At 70.2% G+C, this 22,262-nt stretch carries 21 protein-coding genes and 1 tRNA gene; 13 read left to right on the top strand and 9 right to left on the bottom strand.

Going from position 1 to position 22,262, the window contains the following annotated elements:
• The first annotated feature begins 15 nt into the window (after window positions 1-15).
• A complete protein-coding gene (locus ACIRB1_RS12765) occupies window positions 16-510 on the top strand; it encodes an SUKH-3 domain-containing protein (RefSeq protein ID WP_352181931.1) in 495 nt (164 codons plus the stop codon).
• 289 nt (window positions 511-799) lie between these two features.
• Here the strand turns inward: ACIRB1_RS12765 and ACIRB1_RS12770 are convergent, their stop codons facing one another.
• The gene (locus ACIRB1_RS12770) at window positions 800-2,116 is read right to left on the bottom strand and encodes a histidine kinase (protein WP_352181930.1); all 1,317 of its coding nucleotides are present in this window, start codon (window positions 2,114-2,116) and stop codon (window positions 800-802) included.
• Window positions 2,117-2,310: 194 nt separating this feature from the next.
• On the opposite strand from ACIRB1_RS12770, the gene ACIRB1_RS12775 reads away from it, so the two are divergent.
• The 6 genes from ACIRB1_RS12775 to ACIRB1_RS12800 all read left to right on the top strand — a co-directional run bounded on the left by ACIRB1_RS12775 (window position 2,311) and on the right by ACIRB1_RS12800 (window position 7,030).
• Window positions 2,311-2,382 (top strand) — tRNA-Gln (locus ACIRB1_RS12775).
• A gap of 154 nt (window positions 2,383-2,536) precedes the next feature.
• Entirely contained in the window at window positions 2,537-3,982 is a 1,446-nt protein-coding gene (gene glmU, locus ACIRB1_RS12780; RefSeq protein WP_403465545.1) for a bifunctional UDP-N-acetylglucosamine diphosphorylase/glucosamine-1-phosphate N-acetyltransferase GlmU, read from the top strand.
• Between the two features lie 77 nt (window positions 3,983-4,059).
• Complete coding sequence (locus tag ACIRB1_RS12785; protein ID WP_352181928.1) at window positions 4,060-5,040, top strand: ribose-phosphate diphosphokinase; 981 nt, start codon at window positions 4,060-4,062, stop codon at window positions 5,038-5,040.
• Window positions 5,041-5,221: 181 nt separating this feature from the next.
• On the top strand, window positions 5,222-5,809 hold the full coding sequence (locus tag ACIRB1_RS12790) for a 50S ribosomal protein L25/general stress protein Ctc (RefSeq protein ID WP_352181927.1): 588 nt from the start codon (window positions 5,222-5,224) through the stop codon (window positions 5,807-5,809).
• 72 nt (window positions 5,810-5,881) lie between these two features.
• Window positions 5,882-6,484: an aminoacyl-tRNA hydrolase gene (gene pth / locus ACIRB1_RS12795; protein WP_403465546.1), complete on the top strand. Its 603-nt coding sequence runs from the start codon at window positions 5,882-5,884 to the stop codon at window positions 6,482-6,484.
• A 63-nt stretch (window positions 6,485-6,547) separates the two neighbouring features.
• Window positions 6,548-7,030, top strand: a complete 483-nt coding sequence (locus ACIRB1_RS12800) for a hypothetical protein (RefSeq protein ID WP_403465547.1) — start codon at window positions 6,548-6,550, stop codon at window positions 7,028-7,030.
• Between the two features lie 32 nt (window positions 7,031-7,062).
• Here ACIRB1_RS12800 and ppc read toward each other — a convergent pair whose 3' ends face one another.
• A complete protein-coding gene (gene ppc / locus ACIRB1_RS12805) occupies window positions 7,063-9,813 on the bottom strand; it encodes a phosphoenolpyruvate carboxylase (RefSeq protein ID WP_403465548.1) in 2,751 nt (916 codons plus the stop codon).
• Window positions 9,814-10,120: 307 nt separating this feature from the next.
• Between ppc and ACIRB1_RS12810 the strand changes: the two genes are divergently transcribed.
• A complete protein-coding gene (locus tag ACIRB1_RS12810) occupies window positions 10,121-11,137 on the top strand; it encodes a fatty acid desaturase (protein ID WP_352181924.1) in 1,017 nt (338 codons plus the stop codon).
• Complete coding sequence (locus ACIRB1_RS12815) at window positions 11,134-11,811, top strand: TetR family transcriptional regulator (protein WP_403465549.1); 678 nt, start codon at window positions 11,134-11,136, stop codon at window positions 11,809-11,811. Before ACIRB1_RS12810 ends, ACIRB1_RS12815 begins: the two co-directional genes overlap by 4 nt.
• A gap of 89 nt (window positions 11,812-11,900) precedes the next feature.
• Here the strand turns inward: ACIRB1_RS12815 and ACIRB1_RS12820 are convergent, their stop codons facing one another.
• From ACIRB1_RS12820 to ACIRB1_RS12830, 3 genes are all read right to left on the bottom strand, one after another.
• Window positions 11,901-12,074 carry a CsbD family protein gene (locus tag ACIRB1_RS12820; RefSeq protein WP_078652648.1) on the bottom strand — a complete coding sequence of 58 codons (174 nt, stop codon included), beginning with the start codon at window positions 12,072-12,074 and terminating at the stop codon, window positions 11,901-11,903.
• Window positions 12,075-12,156: 82 nt separating this feature from the next.
• Window positions 12,157-12,519: a VOC family protein gene (locus ACIRB1_RS12825; RefSeq protein ID WP_403465550.1), complete on the bottom strand. Its 363-nt coding sequence runs from the start codon at window positions 12,517-12,519 to the stop codon at window positions 12,157-12,159.
• 3 nt (window positions 12,520-12,522) lie between these two features.
• The gene (locus ACIRB1_RS12830) at window positions 12,523-13,326 is read right to left on the bottom strand and encodes a trans-aconitate 2-methyltransferase (RefSeq protein WP_352181921.1); all 804 of its coding nucleotides are present in this window, start codon (window positions 13,324-13,326) and stop codon (window positions 12,523-12,525) included.
• Window positions 13,327-13,429: 103 nt separating this feature from the next.
• Here ACIRB1_RS12830 and ACIRB1_RS12835 point away from each other — a divergent pair, with 103 nt between their 5' ends.
• Complete coding sequence (locus tag ACIRB1_RS12835; RefSeq protein ID WP_019064646.1) at window positions 13,430-13,927, top strand: MarR family winged helix-turn-helix transcriptional regulator; 498 nt, start codon at window positions 13,430-13,432, stop codon at window positions 13,925-13,927.
• On the opposite strand, the gene ACIRB1_RS12840 is transcribed toward ACIRB1_RS12835, so the two are convergent.
• On the bottom strand, window positions 13,886-14,653 hold the full coding sequence (locus tag ACIRB1_RS12840) for a response regulator transcription factor (RefSeq protein WP_043684893.1): 768 nt from the start codon (window positions 14,651-14,653) through the stop codon (window positions 13,886-13,888). The genes ACIRB1_RS12835 and ACIRB1_RS12840 overlap by 42 nt on opposite strands.
• A 261-nt stretch (window positions 14,654-14,914) precedes the next feature.
• On the opposite strand from ACIRB1_RS12840, the gene ACIRB1_RS12845 reads away from it, so the two are divergent.
• Window positions 14,915-15,370, top strand: a complete 456-nt coding sequence (locus ACIRB1_RS12845; protein ID WP_352181920.1) for an N-acetyltransferase — start codon at window positions 14,915-14,917, stop codon at window positions 15,368-15,370.
• Between the two features lie 140 nt (window positions 15,371-15,510).
• A complete protein-coding gene (locus tag ACIRB1_RS12850; protein ID WP_403465551.1) occupies window positions 15,511-16,749 on the top strand; it encodes an MFS transporter in 1,239 nt (412 codons plus the stop codon).
• 455 nt (window positions 16,750-17,204) lie between these two features.
• On the opposite strand, the gene galK is transcribed toward ACIRB1_RS12850, so the two are convergent.
• From galK to galT, 3 genes are read right to left on the bottom strand one after another with little or no spacing between them, the layout of a single operon-like run.
• The gene (gene galK, locus ACIRB1_RS12855) at window positions 17,205-18,347 is read right to left on the bottom strand and encodes a galactokinase (protein ID WP_403465552.1); all 1,143 of its coding nucleotides are present in this window, start codon (window positions 18,345-18,347) and stop codon (window positions 17,205-17,207) included.
• Window positions 18,348-18,369: 22 nt separating this feature from the next.
• Entirely contained in the window at window positions 18,370-19,332 is a 963-nt protein-coding gene (galE, locus tag ACIRB1_RS12860; RefSeq protein WP_352181917.1) for a UDP-glucose 4-epimerase GalE, read from the bottom strand.
• Window positions 19,332-20,390, bottom strand: a complete 1,059-nt coding sequence (galT, locus tag ACIRB1_RS12865) for a galactose-1-phosphate uridylyltransferase (RefSeq protein WP_352181916.1) — start codon at window positions 20,388-20,390, stop codon at window positions 19,332-19,334. The genes galE and galT overlap by 1 nt, the downstream gene beginning before the upstream one ends.
• A gap of 192 nt (window positions 20,391-20,582) precedes the next feature.
• Here galT and ACIRB1_RS12870 point away from each other — a divergent pair, with 192 nt between their 5' ends.
• Window positions 20,583-22,262 (top strand): sodium:solute symporter family protein, encoded by a 1,680-nt coding sequence (locus ACIRB1_RS12870; protein WP_403465553.1) that lies wholly within the window; start codon window positions 20,583-20,585, stop codon window positions 22,260-22,262.

The raw sequence follows: 22,262 nt of genomic DNA on the forward strand, positions 1-22,262 counted from the left end.
GACGATCGAAGGCAGATGCAAGCCGACCGCCACTCCACCACGCGCTTCTCCGTACCTGTGGACGCCGCCCTGCGCGCCGCCGGCTGGCAGCCGGGCCGCTGGGACATAAAGCAGGCCGAGATCTGGGCGGACACCCTGCGCGACCACACCTCGCCCGCGGGACACCAGCACGCCGTCTTCCCGGCGGCGGTGGAGGTCTGGGCCGAGTTCGGCGGCCTGCACATCACACCCACCGGCCCCGGCCGCCAGATCTCCCCCGTATCACTCCACCTGGACCCGCTGCACGGCCTCCACATGGCCCGCACCCTCGGCGACCTCGGCCGCGCCCTGGACACCGACGTCAGCCCGCTCGGCGAGGAACCCGACACCCAGTCCCTCCTGGCCATCGACTCCGAGGGCCGCGTCTACGCCCTCGACCACACCGGCGATTGGTACCTGGGCCCCGACATCGACCAGGCCCTGGCAACGCTGGTCTCGGGCATAGAGCCGGTACGCCTCACAGCGGGCTGACAAAGCCGACGCGTACGGCGAGAAGGCGACGTGTCGGGGGGTGTCCGCCCGCAGCGGTCGGCGCCAACACAGCCGCACACTCAAAAAAACGCCCCCGCGCCGACCCGAGGACGGAGACCCCCCGGCGCGGCGCCGACCCACAACGCACCGCAGGCAACCCACAACGCACCTCAGGCCGACCCACAAAGCCAAACCGGCAACCCCCCAGGGGCGCGAGGAACTGCGCGACCAGCCCCCACCGAACCCGCACCCGAAAACCGAACCCGAACCCGCACCCGCACCCGAACCCTCAAGCCGCCGGAATCACCGCAGACACCCGAAACCCCCCGGCATCCGTAGGCCCGGAAACAAACACCCCACCCAGCGCCAGCACCCGCTCCCGCATCCCCACCAGCCCGTTCCCCCCGGAGGGCAACCGCGCGGCAGAAGCCGACGCCAACTCCGGCGGAGGTTCGTTCTCGACCTGCATCGCGATCTCGGACACCCGGTGCGCAAGCCGCACATGCGTCTTCGCCCCCGCCGCGTGCTTGTGGACGTTCGTCAACGCCTCCTGCACCACCCGATACGCGGTCTGCTCGATCTCCGCCGCATACGAGCGCGTCTCACCCTCCACCGAGAGATCCACGGCCATCCCGGCCGCCGCGGACTGCCCGAGCAACTCGTCCACGTCGGACAGACAGGGCCCCTCACCCCCGCCCTCGTCATCGACGACCCGGGAAACCGCGGCCGCGGCAGCCGCGGCCACGGCGACCAGCGGCACGGCCGCCCGCTCCCGCGCGTCCCGCCCGTCGCCACTCCTCAACACCCCGAGCATCTCCCGGAGTTCGGTGAGCGCCTGACGCCCCATGTCCCCGACGAGGGCCGCGTTCTTCACGGCCTTCTCGGGATCCTTCCGGGCCACCGCCTGAAGCGCGGCCGCGTGCACGACCATCAGACTCACCCGGTGCGCGACGACGTCGTGCATCTCACGGGCGATCCGGGTCCGCTCCTCGTTGCGGGCCCACTCCGCGCGCTCCTCGGCCCGCTCCGCGAGGAGTTGGAGCTCCCGCTCCAGGCTGTCCGCGCGCTCCCTGAGGCTCTCCATCAGTCGGCGCCGGGCGCCCACGTACATGCCGAGCAGAACGGGCGGCGCGGTCATGCCGACCGCGGTGGTGATGGAGGCGAAGGGGAGGAACCAGTCGCCGAGTTCCCACGTGCCGTGCTGCATGTCCTGGCGCACCCGCACGAACATGACGATGAGCATCCCGAGGAACGACATCCCCGCGAGCGCCCCGATGATCCGGCGCGGCAGCTCGGACGCGGCCAGGGTGTACAGGCCGACGATGCCCATCAGATAGCCCATCTGGGCCGGGGTGATGGCGATGGAGACGAGGACGACGGCGATGGGCCACTTCCGGCGGACGATCAGCGTCGAACCGGCCAGCACCCCGAACACGACACCGACGGCCGCCGGGATGCCCGCGTCCCGGGCGAACCGGACGCCCTCCGCCCCGCACTCCGCCGCGGACCCCGCGGCGAGCCCCGCGTCGAGCACCGCACTGCGCCACCTGGTCCACCACCACGGCCCTCCCCGGGCCGTGGCATGGTCTTCCCCCGTCGTGGTCATGCCTCCAGCCTAAGGGCGCCGGGGCCCGGTTTTCCGGTGAGTTTCCACGACCGGACCAGACCACGACGCGTAGTCGGACGGTGACGAATTCGATCACCGTGGACAAGTACCGTCGCACGGAGGCCATCCCGTACGGCATAGTGTTGGGTGCCCACTCGGCGACCAGACTAAATGTCCGGTTCTCACGAGTTTGATCCCCCGTGGTGTAATTGGCAGCACCGTGGCTTTTGGTGCCATTTGTCCGGGTTCGAGTCCTGGCGGGGGAGCACCAACCGAGCGCCACCTGAGCAACCCCCTCTGCGCGCACCCCTGTTAGGGCCCTGACAGCACTGTCAGGGCCCACTCTCATGTCACCCATGAAACGCCCCGGTATCCTGCGAATGTCCACCCCCCAGCATTCCGAAGCCGAAGGGCAAACCCGTGAGCGCCATTCGCCCGGCAGCCGTCGTCGTCCTCGCAGCGGGTGAGGGCACCCGTATGAAGTCGGCCACACCGAAGGTCCTGCACGAGCTCTGCGGCCGGACCCTCGTCGGTCATGTGCTGGCCGCCGCGCGCGAGTTGGAGCCGGAGAACCTGGTCGTCGTCGTGGGCCACGCCCGCGAGCAGGTGACCGCCCACCTCGGCGCGACCGACCCCGGCGTACGCACCGCGGTCCAGGCCGAGCAGAACGGCACCGGGCACGCCGTACGCATGGCGCTCGAAGAACTCGGCAGCGTCGACGGCACCGTGGTCGTCGTCTGCGGCGACACCCCCCTGCTGCGCGGCGAGACCCTGCGCGCCCTCACCGCCAACCACTCCGCCGACGGCAACGCGGTGACCGTCCTGACCGCCGAGGTCCCCGACGCCACCGGCTACGGCCGCATCGTCCGCGACGGCGCCTCCGGCGCGGTGACCGCGATCGTCGAGCACAAGGACGCCTCCGACTCGCAGCGCGCGATCCGTGAGATCAACTCCGGGGTCTTCGCCTTCGACGGCCAGCTGCTCGCCGACGCCCTCGGCAAGGTGCGCACCGACAACAGCCAGGGCGAGGAGTACCTCACCGACGTCCTCGGCATCCTGCGCGAGGCCGGGCACCGGGTCGGCGCCTCCGTCGCGGGCGACCACCGCGAGATCGCCGGCATCAACAACCGCGTGCAGCTGTCCGAGGCCCGCCGCATCCTGAACGACCGGCTGCTGACCGAGGCCATGCTCGGCGGCGTCACGGTCATCGACCCGGCCACCACCTGGATCGACGTCGACGTCACCTTCGGCCAGGACGCGGTCGTCCACCCCGGCACCCAGCTGCACGGCACCACCCACCTCGGCGAGGGCGCCGAGGTCGGCCCCAACAGCCGCCTGAAGGACACCACCGTGGAGGCCGGCGCCCGCGTCGACAACACCGTGGCCGTCAGCGCGCACATCGGACCGCACGCGACCGTGGGGCCGTACGCCTATCTCCGTCCCGGCACCCGGCTGGGCGCGAAGGGCAAGATCGGGACGTACGTCGAGACGAAGAACGCGACGATCGGCGAGGGCTCGAAGATCCCGCACCTCTCCTATGTCGGGGACGCGACGATCGGCGAGTACACGAACATCGGAGCGGCAAGCGTGTTCGTCAACTACGACGGACAGGACAAACACCACACCACCGTGGGATCGCATTGCCGGACGGGTTCGGACAATATGTTTGTGGCACCCGTCACGGTCGGGGACGGCGCGTACACCGCCGCCGGGTCCGTGATCACCAAGGACGTACCGCCCGGTTCGCTGGCCGTGGCCCGTGGCCAGCAGCGGAATATCGAGGGCTGGGTCGCCCGCAAGCGTCCGGGCAGCGCGGCGGCGAAGGCCGCGGAAACGGCTTCCCGCCAGGGCGAGAGCGAAGACTGACCGGAAACGGGCGCGTCGAACACGGCGTACCGTGATAAACGCACACCCAGTTGATAACCCTCTGAGGAGACAGTGCTGTGACCGGGATCAAGACGACCGGCGAGAAGAAGATGATGTTCTTCTCCGGCCGCGCCCACCCCGAGCTTGCCAAGGAGGTCGCCCAGCAGCTGGGTGTCGGGGTCGTCCCGACGAAGGCCTTCGACTTCGCGAACGGCGAGATCTACGTCCGCTTCGAGGAGTCGGTGCGCGGTGCGGACTGTTTCGTGATCCAGAGCCACACGGCTCCGATCAACCAGTGGATCATGGAACAGCTCATCATGATCGACGCCCTGAAGCGCGCGTCGGCCCGCTCCATCACGGTGATCGTGCCGTTCTACGGCTACGCCCGCCAGGACAAGAAGCACCGCGGCCGTGAGCCGATCTCGGCCCGCCTGGTCGCGGACCTGATGAAGACGGCGGGCGCGCACCGCATCCTCACCGTCGACCTGCACACCGACCAGATCCAGGGCTTCTTCGACGGCCCCGTGGACCACCTCTTCGCCCTCCCGCTGCTGGCGGACTACGTGGGCGGCAAGGTCGACCGCAGCAAGCTGACCGTCGTCTCCCCGGACGCCGGCCGCGTGCGCGTCGCCGACCGCTGGTGCGACCGCCTCGGCGCGCCCCTCGCCATCGTGCACAAGAGGCGCGACAAGGACGTGGCGAACCAGGTGACCGTCCACGAGGTCGTCGGTGAGGTCAAGGGCCGCGTCTGCGTCCTGGTCGACGACATGATCGACACCGGCGGCACGATCTGCGCCGCCGCGGACGCCCTGTTCGCGCACGGCGCGGAGGACGTCATCGTGACGGCCACCCACGGCGTGCTCTCCGGCCCCGCCGCCGACCGCCTGAAGAACTCCCGCGTCAGCGAGTTCGTCCTCACGGACACCCTCCCGACACCGGGCGAACTGGGCGCCGACCTCGACAAGATCACCGTCCTGTCGATCGCCCCGACCATCGCCAGCGCGGTCCGCGAGGTCTTCGAGGACGGCTCGGTGACGAGCCTCTTCGACGAGCACTGACCCCAGCCGTCGTAGATCGATTTCTTGTACGGCCTCCCCGCCGAGTAAGCTGCCACAGTTGCTCGGCGAGGGAGGCCGTACCGGCTTGGGTACGGCGGTCCGTTATCGACGCGCTCTTCGTAGCAGGCCGATGTTCGGCCGGGTGACCGCCCCCACCCCGTCTGTTCTACGAGGAGTAGCCATGGCCGACGTCAAGCTCACCGCCGAGACCCGTACCGAGTTCGGCAAGGGCGCCGCCCGCCGCATCCGCCGTGACAACAAGGTTCCCGCGGTCGTCTACGGCCACGGTGTCGACCCGCTGCACGTCACCCTGCCGGGCCACGAGCTTCAGCTCGCCCTGCGCACCCCGAACGTCCTGCTGACCCTGGACATCGAGGGCAAGACCCAGCTCGCCATCCCGAAGGCCGTCCAGCGTGACGCCATCAAGGGCTTCCTTGAGCACGTCGACCTGCTCACCGTGAAGAGCGGCGAGAAGGTCAACGTCGAGGTCTACGTGCACACCGAGGGCGAGCTGGCCCCGGGCTCCTTCCTGCTGGAGCACGTGCTGAGCACGATCACCGTCGAGGCCGAGGCCACGCACATCCCCGAGTCGGTCACGGTGTCCATCGAGGGCCTGGAGGCCGGTGCCTCCATCGCCGCCAAGGACATCCCGCTGCCCAAGGGCACCACGCTGGCGATCGACGAGGACGCGGTCGTCCTCCAGGTCCTGGCCGCGCAGGCCGAAGAGGCGTCCACGGACGAGGCCGAGGGCGAGTCCGCCGAGGCCTGATCCTCACCGCTCACCGTCTCGCCGGCCGCTGTTCCCCCTGGGAGCAGCGGCCGGCGCGTATCAAAGGGAGACATGGACGTGACGACCGTCGCCAACGCCCCCTGGCTGATCGTGGGCCTCGGGAACCCTGGCCCCGAGTACGCGAAGAACCGGCACAACGTGGGCTTCATGGTGGCCGACCTGCTGGCCGAGCGGATCGGCGGCAAGTTCAAGCGGGCCGGCAAGGCACAGGCGCAGGTCCTGGAGGGCCGCATCGGCGCCCCGGGTCCGGCGAGCCGCCGGGTCGTGCTGGTGAAGCCGACGTCGTTCATGAACCTGTCGGGCGGCCCGGTCAACGCGCTGCGCGACTTCTACAAGGTGCCGCTCGCCAACGTCGTCGCCGTGCACGACGAACTCGACATCGACTACGGCACCCTCCGCCTGAAGCTGGGCGGCGGCGACAACGGCCACAACGGCCTCAAGTCGATGACCAAGGCGATGGGTCCGGACTACCACCGGGTGCGGTTCGGCATCGGACGTCCGCCGGGCCGGATGCAGGTCGCCGACTTCGTGCTGAAGGACTTCTCCTCCACGGAGCGCAAGGAGCTGGACTTCCTGGTGGACCGGGCGACGGACTCCGTGGAATGCCTGGTGAGCGAGGGCCTGGAGCGGGCGCAGAGCGCGTACAACTCCTGATGTGATCGACTTGCCGGGCACCCGAGTTGACCGCGCGTACAGGTATGGCCAATGATCCCGGCCATGTCACCCGCAGCCTCCCCCGGCGCCTTCGCCGCCCTGAACTTCGGACGGCTCGCGGCGATGGGCGCGGTCACCGTGCTGATCCTGATCGCCGGGGTGTGGGGCTCCTGGCCTACCGCGCACAACGTGATGCTCACCAAGGGCCGCGAGAGCGGCACGGTCGAGGTCACCGCGTGCGGCGACGACACCTGCACCGGGCCGTACACCCCGGTCTCCACGGGGTCGAAGGCGCGCGCCGAGGTCGTCATCGACCACACGGTCGCGGTGAAGAAGGGCAAGACGTACACCGTGGTCGTGAAGCCCGGCACCGACGAGGTGCTGCGCTCGGGCCCCGCCGGCATCCTCTACGCCTGGGTCCCCCTCGGCGGCGCCCTCCTGCTGGCCTCGGTGGTGGTCGCGGGCGGCCTGCGGCTGACCCGGGCCGCGTGGGTGCTGGCCGGGTCGGGCATCGCCCTGCTGACGGCGGCGTTCCTGGCGCTGTGACCAGCACCTGAACGCCGCCGCACGCTCCTCGGTCAGCCGGTGTTGCGCAGGCCCGCCGCCACGCCGTTCACCGTGAGGAGCAGGGCCCTGCTGAGCAGCGGGTCGGGGTCCGCGCCCGCCGCCGCCTCGTCGCGCTGGCGCTTCAGCAGGGCGACCTGGAGGTAGGAGATCGGGTCGAGGTAGGCGTCGCGGATGGCGAACGTCTGCTTCAGCACCGGGGTGGCGTCGAGGAGTTCGGCCTCACCGGTGATGCGGAGCACCTCGGCCACGGTCAGGTCGTGCTCGGCCCTGATGGTGTCGAAGACGTGCTTCAGCTCGTCCGGGACGAGGGTGTCGACGTAGTGCTGGGCGATCCGCAGGTCCGTCTTCGCGAGGGTCATCTCGACGTTCGAGAGGAAGTTGCGGAAGAAGTGCCACTGCTCGTGCATCTCGTCGAGCACGCCCTCTCCTCCCAATGTCGCAGTCAGGCCCGCCTCGCGCAGCGCCTTCAGGCCCGAGCCCACGCCGAACCAGCCGGGCACGATCTGCCGGGACTGGGTCCAGCCGAACACCCACGGGATGGCGCGCAGTCCGTCGAGCGAGACGCCCGAGCCGGGGCGGCGGGAGGGCCGCGAGCCCAGGTGCAGTTCGGCGAGCTGGTCCACCGGCGTGGAGGCGAGGAAGTACGTCGGGAGGTCCGGGTCCTCGACCAGCCTGCGGTAGGCGGAGTGGGCCGCGTCGCTCACCACGTCCATGGCCGCGTCCCAGCGGGCCAGCGCCTCGTCGGACTGGCGGGGCGAGGTGTGCAGGGCGGACGCCTGGAGCGTCGCCGCGACGGTCAGTTCGAGGTTCTCCCGGGCCAGCGACGGCACGAGGTACTTGTCGGAGATGACCTCGCCCTGCTCGGTCACCTTGATCTCGCCCTCCAGGGTGCCCCAGGGCTGGGCGAGGATCGCGTCGTGCGAGGGACCGCCACCGCGGCCGACGGTTCCGCCGCGGCCGTGGAACAGGCGGAGCCGGACGCCGTAGCGATGGGCGACGTCGCGCAGACGGCGCTGGGCGCGGTGGATCTCCCACTGCGAGGTCGTGATGCCGCCGAACTTCGACGAGTCGGAGTATCCGAGCATGACCTCCTGGACGTCCCCGCGCAGCGCCACGAGGCGCCGGTAGGACGGGTCGGAGAGCATGTCCTCGAGGATGGTGTCGGCGGCCTTCAGCTCGTCCGTGGTCTCCAGCAGCGGGACGATGCCGACCTTCGCCCACCCGGCGTGCAGATCGATGAGCCCGGCCTCGCGGGCCAGCACGGCGGCGGCGAACACGTCGTCGGCGCCCTGGCACATCGAGATGATGTACGACTCGATGACCTCGGGCCCGAACACCGCGAGCGCCTTCTTGACGGTCTCGAAGACACCGAGGGTCTTCTCGCCGGCCGCGTCGACGGGCGCCGGGGTGGGAGCGAGCGGACGGCGCGAGCGCAGCTCCTTGGCGAGCAGCTTCGCGCGGTACTCGCGGGGCATGTCGGCGTACCGCCAGGACTCCTCGCCGAGCCGGTCGAAGAGCTGGCCGAGCGCGTGGTGGTGGGCGTCCGCGTGCTCGCGTACGTCCATGGTGGCGAGCTGGAGGCCGAACGCGGCGAGCGTGCGGATCGTACGGTCCATGCGGCCGTCGGCGAAGAGGCCGCCGCGGTGGGCGCGCAGGGAGGCCTGGATCAGGGTGAGGTCGTGCAGCAGCTCGGCGGTGCCGAGGTAGTCGCGGCCGTCCTCGTGCGGGGTGCCCTTGGCCAGCCGGCTCTTGGTGTTCTCCAGCTTCTGCCGGATGCAGGTGGCCTTGAGGCGGTACGGCTCCTCGGCGTTGAGGCGCTTGTAGCGGGGGCTGATCTCGGGCAGCCGCTCCAGGTCGGCCTGGAGGGACTCCAGCAGTTCCTCCGTCGCACCCGTGTAGCGGATGGAGTTGGAGAGGAAGCCGCGCAGCTCGTCGATCGTCTCCAGGGCGTCGTTGATGCCGTGCTCGTGCTGGAGGATCAGGACGTCCCAGGTGACCTGGGGCGTGACGTTCGGGTTGCCGTCCCGGTCGCCGCCGATCCAGGTGCCGAAGGTGAGCGGGCGGGTGTCGTCGGGCAGCTTGACGCCGACGCGCTCCAGCTCGGCCGTCAGGTCCTCGAGGACGTCTCCCACGGCGCCCGCGTGCAGCTCGTCGAGGTAGTAGATGGCGTTACGGGCTTCGTCGGCGGGCTCCGGGCGTACGACGCGCAGCTCGTCGGTCTGCCACACCAGGTCGATGTTCTCGGCCAGTCGGGTGTCGTAGCGACGGCGGTCGGACTCGATGACCGGGGTCTCCAGAAGCGTGGCGATGCGCCGGAGCTTGTTGAGGACCGACCGGCGCGCGGCCTCGGTGGGGTGCGCGGTGAAGACCGGGCGCACGTTCAGGTTCTTGACCGTCTCGCGCAGGTGGTCCGGGTCGGCGTCCTTGAGCCGGTCGGCCGTCCGGGCGAGGAGACCGCCCTCGGCGGCACGGCGGGCGCGCAGCTCGCGGCCGCGGTGCACCTGCTCGGTGACGTTGGCCAGGTGGAAGTAGGTGGAGAAGGCGCGGACCAGCTTGGCGGCGGTCTCCAGTTCGGTGCCGCGCAGCAGCTCGGCGGCGGCCTCGCCGTCCTCCCGGGTGAGGCGGCGGACCTTCTCGACCAGTTCGAGCAGCTCGGGGCCCTCCTGGCGGACGAGGGTCTCGCCGAGCAGGTCGCCCAGGCGCCGGATGTCGGCGCGCAGCTCGTTGTTGGTCGTGGTGGCCTGGTCGTCGGCACTGCTCACAGGTGCGGCTCCTTGCAGTGTTTGAAGCTCGTCTGGAGGGAACCCGGACGGCGGTCCCGCGGCGGCTGCCGCATACGGGACGGACATCCGGGAAGAAAACAGAGCGGACCGCGCTGTCCGACCGACACCAAGGATAGGTGTCCACTCTGACGCGCGGTCTCACGGGCTTCGTCCACCGGTCGACGCGCTGCCATACTTACGTCGCCGTAGGTTACGGAACCGTAGGGATGTCCATGCTGAACTGCCACTGCCCGGCTCCCGCCGTCCGACGCTCCGCCTCCACCTCCGAACCCCACAGGGGACGCCCATGACCACGAGCTCCGATGTGATCGACGACGCCCCGCGGGCGAACGACGACGGCACTCCGCTGCCCGCCGCCACGCTGGGCGGCGAGAAGAAGGGGTCGCTGGAACAGCTCACACTCCTCCTCTTCATCACCGTCCCGTTCCTCGCCCTGCTCGCGGCGGTGCCGCTGGCCTGGAGCTGGGGCGGGGTGAGCTGGCTGGACCTCGGCCTGCTCGTGTTCTTCTACTACCTCGGCTGCCACGGCGTGACGATCGGCTACCACCGGTACTTCACGCACGGCTCCTTCAAGGCGAAGCGCCCGCTGCGGATCGCCATCGCCATCGCCGGGTCGATGGCCGTCGAGGGTCCGCTGGTGCGCTGGGTCGCCGACCACCGCAAGCACCACAAGTTCTCCGACGCCGACGGCGACCCGCATTCGCCGTGGCGCTACGGCGAGACCGTGCCGGCCCTGATCAAGGGCCTGTGGTGGGCGCACATCGCGTGGATGTTCGACGAGGAGCGCACCCCGCAGGAGAAGTACGCGCCGGACCTGATCAAGGACCGTACGATCCGGGCGATCTCCCGCCAGTTCATCTACTGGACGATGCTCTCGCTCGCGCTGCCGGCGCTGATCGGCGGGCTCGTCACGATGTCCTGGTGGGGCGCGTTCACCGGCTTCTTCTGGGGCTCGCTCGTGCGGGTCGCGCTGCTGCACCACGTGACCTGGTCGATCAACTCGATCTGCCACGCGGTCGGCAAGCGCCCCTTCAAGTCCCGGGACCGCTCGGGCAACGTGTGGTGGCTGGCGATCCTGTCCTGCGGCGAGTCCTGGCACAACCTGCACCACGCCGACCCGACCTCCGCGCGGCACGGTGTGATGCGCGGCCAGCTGGATTCCTCGGCCCGGATCATCCGCTGGTGCGAGCAGCTGGGCTGGGCCTATGACGTGCGTTGGCCGTCACGCTCGCGTATCGATTCGCGCCGTATCTCCGGTACCGGCGGCTCTCTGCCCCGGGAGGAGTCGGCGGAGGCGGCATGATTGACGCCGTGGCGACCGATCCCAGCAGTACCCCGAGCAACGAGAAACCCCGACGCGCGCGCCGCACCAGAATGACCGGAGCGGAACGCAGGGCGCAGTTGCTCGAGGTCGGTCGCACGCTCTTCGCGACGAAGGGCTTCGAGGCCACGTCGGTGGAGGAGATCGCGGCGAAGGCCGGCGTCTCCAAGCCGGTGGTCTACGAGCACTTCGGCGGCAAGGAGGGGCTGTACGCGGTGGTGGTGGACCGCGAGATGCGCCGCCTGCTGGACATGGTGACCAGCTCGCTGACCGCGGGCCACCCTCGCGAACTCTGCGAACAGGCGGCCTTCGCCCTCCTCGACTACATCGAGGAGTACACGGACGGCTTCCGCATCCTGGTTCGCGACTCCCCCATCCCCCAGTCCACCGGCTCCTTCGCGTCCCTGATCTCGGACATCGCGACGCAGGTGGAGGACATCCTGGGCCGCGAGTTCAAGAGCCGGGGCTTCGACGCCAATCTGGCCCCGCTCTACGCCCAGGCCCTCGTCGGCATGGTCGCCCTGACCGGCCAGTGGTGGCTGGACGTCCGCCGCCCGAAGAAGGCCGAGGTCGCGGCGCATCTGGTGAACCTGGCCTGGCACGGGCTGGACGGGCTGGAGGCCAAGCCGCGGTTGATAGGGCACCGCAAGAACTGAACCCGTGGCGCGGCGAGCGAGAGAACCCGTGGCGCGGCGAGCAAAATGGGCCCCTGCCGTCCGGCAGGGGCCCCTCATCGCTTTCGGCGTCAGCGCTTGAACGCGTCCTTCGCCTTCTCCTTGGCCTGCCGAGCGTCTCCCTTGGACTTCTCGGCCTGGCCCTTGGCCTTCATGGTCTCGTTTCCCACGGCACGGCCCACGGTCTCCTTGGCCTTGCCCTTGGCCTGTTCCTTCTTGGCCTTGGCCTTCTCGTCCTTTGCCACGGTTCATCACTCCCGGTCGGTTCGGAACTAGGAACTCGGCGCCACCCACCGGGTAGCCGCGATGCCGGAGGGCAAACACGGGTCAGCCCTCCGGCTCCAGGAACTCCAGCCGGTTCCCCACCGGGTCCTCGGAGTAGAAACGCCGGTGTCCCGGCAGGGCGTCGTCCCAAGTGACGGATGCCCCAAGGGACTTCAGCCGGGCCGCGTACGCCTCGATGCCGGTCACGAGGAGCCCGGGGTGCGCCTTCCTCGCGGGCCGGAAGTCGTCCTCGATCCCCAGGTGCAGCCGCACCGCCCCCGCCCCGAACCAGCACCCGCCCCGCGCCGCCAGGACCGGCGGCTTCGGTTCCTCGGCCATCCCGAGGACGTCGACGTAGTACCGCCGCAGTGCGTCCTCGGAGCCCGGCGGGGCCGCCAGCTGTACGTGATCCACGGCCGCGAGCATCCCTCACGCCTCCTTGCGGGCCACCGCGAACAGCCGCCGGAACGGGAGGACCGTGCCGTAGGCCTTCGCCGGGTACGCCTCGCGGAGGAGGTCGCGGTACTCGGTGACGAAGGCGTCCCTCGCCTCCGGGTCGTCGGACAGGGCGGTGAGGACCGGGCGCAGGCCCGTGCCCTTGACCCAGTCCAGGACCGGGTCCTCGCCGGGGAGGATGTGCTGGTACGTCGTCTGCCAGATGTCGGGGGCGCAGCCGAGGCGGGCCAGGTGGTCCAGGTAGACACCTGGGGCGTGGACCGAGTCCTCGCGGCGCAGCACCTCGCCCAGGCGGGGCTTCCAGCGGGCGGTGCCGGCCAGTTCGCGCATCAGGGCGTGCAGGGGGGCGTCGATGTTGTCCGGGACCTGGAAGGCGAAGGTGCCGCCGGGGGCCAGCGCGGCGACCCAGTCGCCGAACCGGTCCAGGTGACCCGGCACCCATTGCAGCGCCGCGTTCGACACGATCAGGTCGTATGTCTGGGCCGGTGTCCACTCCGTCGCGTCCGCGTGGGCGAAGTCGAGCCGGCCGCCGCCGGGGGTGGGACCGGCGTGGGCCTCGGTCCTGGCGAGCATCTCGGGTGAGTTGTCGTAGCCGGTGATGTGCGCGGTGGGCCAGCGGTCGGCGAGGACGGTGGTCACGTTGCCGGGGCCGCAGCCGAGGTCGGCGATGCGGGGCGCGGCGGCGGGGAGGTCGCCGACGCGGGCGAGCAGGTCCGCGAACGGACGGGCGCGGTGGCCGGCGTGGCGCAGGTACTGAGCGGGGTCCCAGGTCGTCATGTCCTCCACCTTCCCGCCCGCATATCTTGATGTCAAGAGACTCTTAACCAAGAGGCTTGATATCAAGAGACTTCATGTCGACACAACCACTACACTGATCGTCATGGAGGACGAGGTCGATCGGCTTGTCGCAGCGTGGCGCCGGGAGCGCCCCGACCTCGACGTGGAGCCACTCGAAGTGCTCAGCCGGGTGAGCAGGCTGGCCCGGCATCTGGACCGGGCCAGGCGGCTGGCGTTCGCCGAGCACAGCCTGGAGCCCTGGGAGTTCGACGTGCTGACGGCGCTGAGGCGTGCGGGCAGCCCCTACCAGCTCTCCCCCGGCCAACTGCTGACGCAGACCCTGGTGACGTCCGGCACGATGACGAACCGTATCGACCGGCTCGCGCAGAAGGGCCTCGTCGAGCGGCTCCCCGACCCCAGCGACCGCCGGGGCGTGCTGGTCCGGCTCACCGAGGAGGGCCAGGACCGCGCGGACCAGGCCCTGGCCGGACTGCTGGCACAGGAGCGCGCGATCCTCGCGGAACTCTCCCGCGCCCAGCGGGGCGAACTGGCGGGCCTGCTACGCCAGTTGACCGCCCCGTTCGACAACATCCCCGGCTAGGTCGACGGGACCGACCCCGGCACGCCTCGCGAGTGCGACCGCGGCGAGGGTGGAGTGGACACCCAACTTGCCGAGCACGTTCTGCATATGCGTCCGGACCGTGTGCGGGGAGAGGAACAGCCGCTCGGCGACCGCCTTGCGCCCCAGGCCGGCCACCATGCAGCGCAGCACCTCGCGCTCCCGCGGAGTCAGCGACTCCACCAGGCGCTCGCTCTCGGTGCGGTGCTTGCGCGCGGCCGTCAACTCCCGCAGGACACCGGTCAGCAGGGCCGGCGGCAGATGTGTCTCGTCGCGCAGGACACCTCGTATGACGGTTAAAAGCCTGGACAGCGAGCAGTCCTTGGCGACCCAGCCGGAGGCCCCGGCCTGAAGGGCCAGCGCGGCCCGGCGCGGATCGTCCTTCTCGGCCAGCACGACCATCCGCACGCTCGGCTGCGCCGAACGGACCCCGGCGACCAGGGAGATCCCGTCCACCAGCCCGTCCTCGTTGCCCGCCTGAACAGGGACGGCGGGCCGGACGCCCGGGACGTTGCCGCCCAGATCGGCGTCCACGAGCAGGACGTCGAATCTGCGGCCCTCGGCGGACGCGCGCTCCATGCAGCGCAGCGCGGCGGGACCACTGCCGGCCGCGGAGACGTCGACATCGGGCTCGGCCGCCAGTGCCGCGGCGAGCGATTCGGCGAAGATGCGATGGTCGTCGACGACCAGGACTCGGATGCGAACCACGAAACCCCCTTCCCCAGGCTCCTGGTGGAGCAGGGGATACCTCATCGTCGGGAGACGAAGCGATGGTTGCGGGTACGACGCCCGGGAGCGGACCGCGTCGCACGGCCGCCGCCGTGCAGACACTGCTACCCCCACATCGGGCGTCGTACCCGACTTGTCTCGCCCCCTGATCAGCACCGGCCCCCACCGGTGCTGCTCACAGCGTACGGCCGGGGCGCGGCAGCGGAACCCAATTTGCAGAACTGACTGTCCGGCACGTTTATGGTGAGCCGCATGTTTCGTATTGAGACGGAAGTCGACAGAGAGCGACGCGATCTGCTCCGCGCCCGGCTGCTCGAAACCAACACGGCCGCGTCGCCGGTGCTGCGCGCGCTGCGCGGAACCCCTCGCGAACGTGAAGTACCGCTCCATGTCTGGGCGTTGGACGCCGTCGGTGATCTCGCGGGCGGCCTGGTCGGGCACAGCTGGGCTGACTGGCTGCATGTGACCTACCTGTGGATCGACGACCGGCACCGGGGCACCGGGCTGGGCTCGCGGCTGCTCGGCGAGGCGGAGCGGATCGCCCGCGAGGAGCGCGGCTGCGGGGCGTCCCGCCTGGAGACCTGGGACTTCCAGGCGCCGGGGTTCTACCAGAAGCGGGGATACGAGGTGGTGAGCGTGATCCCGGACTATCCGCCGGGGATCACCGAGTACACCCTTACCAAGAACCTGAGGTGACCGGGAGCACTCAGCCCAGTCTCCTACTCTCCCCTTACTCAGCCGTGCGCCGGTGATTCCGGATGGTGAGATGGCCGGTTCCCGCCGCGCGTCGGAACGGGACGCCGTAGGCCGGCGCGGGTCCTCTAAAGTCCCTGGCCGTGACATCCACTTCAGCCACCACCGCCGAGAGTCCGGGACCGACATCACTGTGGCGTGAGCCCGCGTTCGTGCTGCTCGCGAGCGCGCGGACCGTGTCCGTGCTGGGCAACGGCTTCGCCGCCGTCGCCCTCGCCTTCGCGGTCCTCGCCCTCCCCGGAGCGAGCCCCGGCCGGCTCTCGCTCGTGCTGGCCTGCCAGGCGTTGCCGCAGCTGATGTTCATCCTGGCGGGCGGGGTCATCGCGGACCGTATGTCACGGGCCCGGCTGATGGCGCTCGCGGAGATGCTGGGGGCCGTGGCCTACACGGGCCTGGCCGCGCTGGTGCTGTCCGGGCACGCGCCGCTGCCCGCGATGTGCGTGCTGGCGGTGGCGGCGGGTACGGCCTCGGCCCTGTTCATGCCGGCGATGGAGGGCATCGTGCCGCTGATCGTCTCCGGCGAACGCCTCCAGCAGGCCAACGGGCTGCTGCGGGTGGGCACCAACAGCGCCCGGCTGCTGGGCCTCGCGCTCTCGGGTGTGACGGTGGCCCTGGTGGGCGCGGGCTGGGCGCTCGCGCTGAACGCCGCGTCGTTCGTCGTCAGCGCGGCCCTCACGGTGCGCCTCCCGGTCGCCGTACGGCCGCCGAGGAAGTCCACCGGCTGGGCCGATCTCCGGGAGGGCTGGCGGGAGTTCGCGTCCCGCCAGTGGCTGTGGGCCGTGGTGGCCCAGTGGTCGATCGTGATCGCGGCGCTCAACGCGAACGTGGGCGTCCTCGGCCCGCTCACCGCCGACCGCTACCTCGGCGGTGCCCGCGCCTGGTCGGTCATCGTCGCCGCGCAGGCCCTCGGCACCATCGCCGGCGCGGGCCTGGCCGCCCGGGTCCGGGTCCGCCGCCCGATCCTGGTGGCCGTGCTCGCCACCTTCCCCGCGGCCGTCCCGATCGCGCTCCTCGCCGTCCGCGCCCCGGTCTGGCTGATCGCCGCCTCGATGTTCACCGCCGGGATCTCCAACGACGTCTTCGGCGTCCTGTGGGCCACCACGATCCACCGCGAGATCCCCGAGGAGTCCCTCTCCCGCGTCAGCTCCTACGACGGCTTCGGCTCCCTGGCCTTCGCCCCGCTGGGCCTGCTCATCGCCGGCCCGCTCGCGGCGACCGTCGGCCTGGGCCGCACCCTCGCGGGCTGCGCGTCCCTGATCGTCCTCGCCACGCTCGGAGCCCTGCTGGCGCCGGGGGTACGGGGGCTGCGCGCGACGCCCTGACGGAGGAGACGGGCCCGTGGACATCGGGCCGCACTGCTCGGCGGGGAGCCATCGCGGCCCTGGCGACCACACCCGGATTCGACCGACGCGCCGCCGCGGACCCCACTCACCCCGAGCATCCGTTCCCCCGCGCGCTCCGCGCACCGGCCCGCGGTGCGCGACGGGGTACGGGGGCTGCGCGCGACACCCTGAAGGAGGAGACCGGGCCCATGGACATCGGGCCGCACTGCTCGGCGGGGAGCCATCGCGCCCTGGCGACCACACCCGGATTCGACCGACGCGCCGCCGCGGACCCCACTCACCCCGAGCATCCGTTCCCCCGCGCGCTCCGCGCACCGGCCCGACGTGCGCGACACCGGTCGGCCGGGAGCCTCCCGCCCGGGACCCCGGCCGCGACGGCATCCCGGGAAAGCGAAAACGCCCCGGCTGCCCGGGGCGTCCTCGCAGGCGATCCGTCAGCTCAGGCGTCGTGCGCCCGCCGAAGGCACCGCCGGGAACACGCGCGGCGCGGTGTAGCCCGCCGTCGCGAAGGCCTCCTCGATCGCCTTCGTGACCGTGTCCGTGTCGTCGGCCTCCACGAGGACGATCGCCGAGCCGCCGAAGCCGCCGCCGGTCATGCGGGCGCCCAGGGCACCCGCGCCGACCGCAGTGTCGACGACGAGGTCCAGCTCCGGGCAGGAGATGCGCAGATCGTCGCGGAGCGAGACATGGCCCTCGGTGAGGACCGGGCCGATCGCGCGCACCTCGCCCGCGTCGAGCAGGCCGATGACCTGGTCGACGCGGTGGTCGTCGGAGACGACGTGGCGGACGTAGCGCCGGATGCGTTCGTCCGACAGACGGGCCAGGGACGACTCCAGGTCCTCGTACGCCACGTCCCGCAGGAACGGCACGCCCAGCTGCCGCGCGCCCTCCTCGCAACCCTCGCGGCGCTCCGCGTACTCGCCGTCGCCCAGCGCGTGCTTCACGCGGGAGTCGACGACCAGGAGCGAGAGGCCCTCCGACGCGAGGTCGAAGGGGATCTGACGGATCGACAGGTCCCGGCAGTCGAGGTGCAGCGCGTGGCCGTCCTCCGCGCAGGCCGAGGCCGTCTGGTCCATGATGCCGCAGGGCACGCCGACGAAGTCGTTCTCCGCGCGCTGCGAGAAACGGGCCAGCTCCTGGCCGGACAGGCCGAGTTCGAAGAGGTCGTTCAGGGCGAGCGCCGTGACCACCTCGAGCGCGGCCGACGACGAGAGACCCGCGCCCGTCGGGACCGTCGACGACAGGTGGATGTCCGCGCCCGTCACCTCGTGCCCCGCCTCGCGCAGCACCCACACCACACCCGCCGGGTACGCGGCCCAGCTGGTGTTCGTGCGCGGGGCGAGCGCCTCGACATGCAGTTCCACGACCGGGCCCTCGATGTCGGCCGAGTGGAGGCGCAGGACGCCGTCGCTGCGGGGGGACACCGCCGCCACCGCCGTGTGCGGCAGGGCGAGCGGCATCACGAAGCCCTCGTTGAAGTCGGTGTACTCGCCGATCAGGTTGACTCGGCCCGGCGCGGCCCAGACGCCCTCGGGAGCCGTCCCGTACAGCTCCTCGAAGCCCTCGCGTACACCCACGTGCGATCCCCTCACCCTTCGATCAGTTCGATACGTTCTGCGCGAACGCCCACGCGTCCGCGACGATGCCCGCGAGATCCGCGCGGGACGGGTTCCAGCCGAGGCGCTCCTTGGCCCGGGCCGCCGAGGCCACCAGGGTCGCCGGGTCGCCGCCGCGGCGCGGGGCGACGACCTCGGGGATCGGGTGCCCGGTGACCTGGCGGACCGTCTCGATGACCTGGCGGACGGAGAAGCCCTCGCCGTTGCCGAGGTTGCAGATCAGGTGCTCGCCCGGGGTGGCGGCCTTCAGCGCGAGCAGGTGCGCGTCGGCCAGGTCCGCGACGTGGATGTAGTCGCGGACGCAGGTGCCGTCCGGCGTCGGGTAGTCGTCGCCGTAGACGGAGATCGCGTCGCGCTTGCCCTGGGCGACCTGGAGGACGAGCGGGATGAGGTGCGACTCGGGCTGGTGCCGCTCGCCGCAACTGCCGTACGCGCCCGCCACGTTGAAGTAGCGCAGCGAGACCGCGCCGAGGCCGTGGGCCTGCGCCTCGCTGGTGATCATGAAGTCGACGGACAGCTTCGACGCGCCGTACGGGTTCGTCGGGGAGGTGCGGGCGGTCTCGACGATCGGGACCTCGTCGGGCTCGCCGTAGGTGGCGGCCGTGGAGGAGAAGACGAGCTTGCGGACGCCGGCCTCGCGCATCGCGGCGAGGAGGGCCATCGAGCCGCCGACGTTGTTGTCCCAGTACTTCTCGGGCTTCACGACGGACTCGCCGACCTGGGAGAACGCGGCGAAGTGGAGGACGGCGTCGTAGGAGGAGTCGAGCCACTTGGCCGCGTCCCTGATGTCGCCCTCGATGAAGGAAGCACCCGCGGGCACGCCCTCACGGAACCCCGTCGAGAGGTTGTCCAGGACGGTGACCTCGTGGCCCGCCTCCAGCAGGTGCTGGGCGACCACGCTGCCGACGTAACCCGCTCCGCCCGTGACCAGGTACTTACCGCTCATCAACTCGCTACCTCTCGCAGTCGCTCGGCCGCGCGCTCCGGCGGCACGTCGTTGATGAACACGCTCATGCCGGACTCGGAACCCGCGAGGAACTTCAGCTTGCCGGACGTACGGCGAATGGTGAAAAGCTCGAGGTGGAGAGCGAAGTCGTCCCTGCTCACCCCGTCGAACTCCTCCAGCGTGCCGAACGGCGCCTGGTGCCAGGCGGAGATGTACGGCGTCGGAGGCTCGCCCTCACCGAAGATCCGGTCGAAGCGCCTCAAGAGTTCCAGATAGACCTTGGGGAACTCTGTGCGGGCCGCCTCGTCGAGACCGAGCAGGTCCGGCACCCGGCGCTTCGGGTACAGGTGGACCTCGTAGGGCCAGTGCGCGGCGTACGGCACGAAGGCCGCCCAGTGTTCACCCTCAAGGACGACCCGCTCACCGGCGAGTTCGTTCTCCAGGACCGAGTCGAAGAGGTTCTCCCCGCCGGTCGCCTCCTTGTGGGCCGCGAGTGAACGCAACATCAGTGCGGTGCGCGGGGTGGTGAAGGGGTAGGCGTAGATCTGGCCGTGGGGATGACCGAGCGTCACACCGATCTCCTCCCCCCGGTTCTCGAAACAGAAGACCTGCTCGACGGAGGGTAGATGCGACAGTTCCGACGTCCGGTCGGTCCACGCGTCGAGGACGAGGCGCGCCTGCTCCTCCGTCAGCGAGGCGAAGGACGCATCGTGGTCGGAGGTGAAGCAGACCACCTCGCAGCGCCCGGAGTCGCCGGCCAGCGAGGGGAAACGGTTCTCGAAGACCGCGACGTCGTACGACGAGTCCGGGATCTCGCTGAGCCGGTCGCCGGTCGTCGGGCAGAGGGGGCACTGGTCGGCCGGCGGGTGGTAGGTGCGGCCCTGGCGGTGCGAGGCGATCGCCACCGCGTCGCCGAGCAGCACGTCCCGCCGTACCTCCGAAGTGGTGACCGTGCGCTCCAGCGGGCGTCGGTCCACCGCGTCGCGCACGGTGTCGTCCCGCAGGTCGTAGTAGATGAGCTCACGACCGTCGGCCAACCGGGTCGAGGTCTTCTTCACGCCGGGCTCTCCATCCGTACGTACATGCACGCTTCACACATAACCCAACACAGAACCGAACACATCAAACCACAAATCCCCCCAGCCGTCACCATCACAATCAAACAAAGAACACCAAACTGAGTACATCAACCACACCGATCAAGGAAACCCGTAAACCCACCTGCCAACCCCTACCAAGGTGAGCGCTTGATGCAGAACCCCACCTCTCTCGCCGCCGAGCTGCGACTCCCCACCAACGGGCTGGACTACACGATCCTGGCGATCTACTTCGTGGTCGTCCTCGGCATCGGCCTGGCCGCCCGCAGATCGGTGAAGACGAGCCTCGACTTCTTCCTCTCCGGGCGCTCCCTGCCCGCCTGGATCACCGGCCTCGCCTTCATCTCGGCGAACCTGGCCGCGACCGAGATCCTCGGCATGGCCGCCAACAGCGCCCAGTACGGCGCCTACACCGTCCACTGGTACTGGATCGGCGCCATCCCCGCCATGGTCTTCCTCGGCCTGGTGATGATGCCCTTCTACTACGGCTCGAAAGTGCGCTCGGTCCCCGAGTTCCTGCTGCTGCGCTTCGACAAGGCGGCACACCTGCTGAGTTCGATCCTGTTCGCCTTCGCCGCCATCCTGATCGCGGGCGTGAACCTCTACGCCCTCGCGATCGTCGTCGAGGCGCTGCTGGGGTGGCCTCAGTGGGTGGCGATCGTGGTCGCCGGTGCCTTCGTCCTCGCGTACATCACCCTCGGCGGACTGTCGTCGGCGATCTACAACGAAGTACTCCAGTTCTTCGTGATCCTCGCGGCGCTGATCCCGATCTCCTACCTCGGCCTGAAGAAGGTCGGCGGCTGGGACGGGCTGACCCACAAGCTCGACGCGACCCACGGCCACAACTTCACCACCGCCTGGGGCGGCACGGGCATCGGCAGCGTCAACCCGCTGGGGGCGAACTGGCTGACGATCGTGCTGGGCCTGGGCTTCGTGCTGTCCTTCGGCTACTGGACGACCAACTTCGCCGAGGTCCAGCGCGCCCTCTCCGCGAAGAACCTCTCGGCCGCCCAGCGCACCCCGCTGATCGCCGCGTACCCGAAGGTCTTCATCGTCTTCCTCGTGATGATCCCGGGCCTGGTCGCCGCGGCGCTCGTCCCGAAGATCGGCACCAGCGGCTCGGACCTCCAGTACAACGACGCGATTCCGTACCTGATGCAGGAGTTGCTGCCCAACGGCGTCCTCGGCATCGCGGTGACCGGCCTGCTGGCCGCGTTCATGGCCGGTATGGCGGCCAACGTGTCGTCCTTCAACACGGTGTTCACCAACGACATCTGGGCCAAGTACGTCGTGAAGGACCGCGAGGACGAGTACTACGTCCGCTTCGGCCGCCTGATCACGGTGATCGGCGTGGCGGCGTCGGTGGGCACCGCCTTCCTGGCGTCCTCCTTCTCCAACATCATGAGCTACCTCCAGACGCTCTTCTCCTTCTTCAACGTGCCGATGTTCGTCGTCTTCATCGTCGGCATGTTCTGGAAGAAGGCCACCCCGAAGTCCGGCTTCTGGGGCCTGCTCGCGGGCACGGTCACCGCGATGGTGAACTACTTCTGGATCTACAAGCAGGGGATCATCTCCATCCCCTCCGACCAGGGCGCCAACTTCGTCTCCGCGATCGCCGGCTTCGTCGCCGGCGCGGTGGTCATGTTCGCCGTCTCCCTCTTCACCCAACCCAAGCCGGCCGAACAGCTCCAGGGCCTGGTCTACGGCACGACCAGCCCCGGCATGAGCGAGGCACCGGCCGCGGGCGACGACGCCTGGTACCGCCGGCCCGCCCTCCTCGGCTGGGGCGCGGTCATCCTGGCCGCCGTCTGCTACATCCCGTTCTCGTTCTAG

Origin of the sequence: Streptomyces sp. NPDC096013, assembly GCF_044763565.1 — a bacterium.
In the GTDB taxonomy this organism is placed as follows: Bacteria; Actinomycetota; Actinomycetes; order Streptomycetales; family Streptomycetaceae; genus Streptomyces.

Excerpts from the sequence above, each read along its gene's own strand:
- galE (WP_352181917.1), bottom strand. The coding sequence starts at position 19,332 with ATGAGCGGTAAGTACCTGGTCACGGGCGGAGCGGGTTACGTCGGCAGC.
- ACIRB1_RS12800 (WP_403465547.1), top strand. The coding sequence starts at position 6,548 with ATGTCACCCGCAGCCTCCCCCGGCGCCTTCGCCGCCCTGAACTTCGGA.
- ACIRB1_RS12835 (WP_019064646.1), top strand. The coding sequence starts at position 13,430 with ATGGAGGACGAGGTCGATCGGCTTGTCGCAGCGTGGCGCCGGGAGCGC.
- ACIRB1_RS12770 (WP_352181930.1), bottom strand. The coding sequence starts at position 2,116 with ATGACCACGACGGGGGAAGACCATGCCACGGCCCGGGGAGGGCCGTGG.
- ACIRB1_RS12815 (WP_403465549.1), top strand. The coding sequence starts at position 11,134 with ATGATTGACGCCGTGGCGACCGATCCCAGCAGTACCCCGAGCAACGAG.
- ACIRB1_RS12845 (WP_352181920.1), top strand. The coding sequence starts at position 14,915 with ATGGTGAGCCGCATGTTTCGTATTGAGACGGAAGTCGACAGAGAGCGA.
- ACIRB1_RS12870 (WP_403465553.1), top strand. The coding sequence starts at position 20,583 with ATGCAGAACCCCACCTCTCTCGCCGCCGAGCTGCGACTCCCCACCAAC.
- ACIRB1_RS12825 (WP_403465550.1), bottom strand. The coding sequence starts at position 12,519 with ATGCTCGCGGCCGTGGATCACGTACAGCTGGCGGCCCCGCCGGGCTCC.
- ACIRB1_RS12830 (WP_352181921.1), bottom strand. The coding sequence starts at position 13,326 with ATGACGACCTGGGACCCCGCTCAGTACCTGCGCCACGCCGGCCACCGC.
- pth (WP_403465546.1), top strand. The coding sequence starts at position 5,882 with ATGGACGTGACGACCGTCGCCAACGCCCCCTGGCTGATCGTGGGCCTC.
- ACIRB1_RS12790 (WP_352181927.1), top strand. The coding sequence starts at position 5,222 with ATGGCCGACGTCAAGCTCACCGCCGAGACCCGTACCGAGTTCGGCAAG.
- ACIRB1_RS12765 (WP_352181931.1), top strand. The coding sequence starts at position 16 with ATGCAAGCCGACCGCCACTCCACCACGCGCTTCTCCGTACCTGTGGAC.
- ACIRB1_RS12810 (WP_352181924.1), top strand. The coding sequence starts at position 10,121 with ATGACCACGAGCTCCGATGTGATCGACGACGCCCCGCGGGCGAACGAC.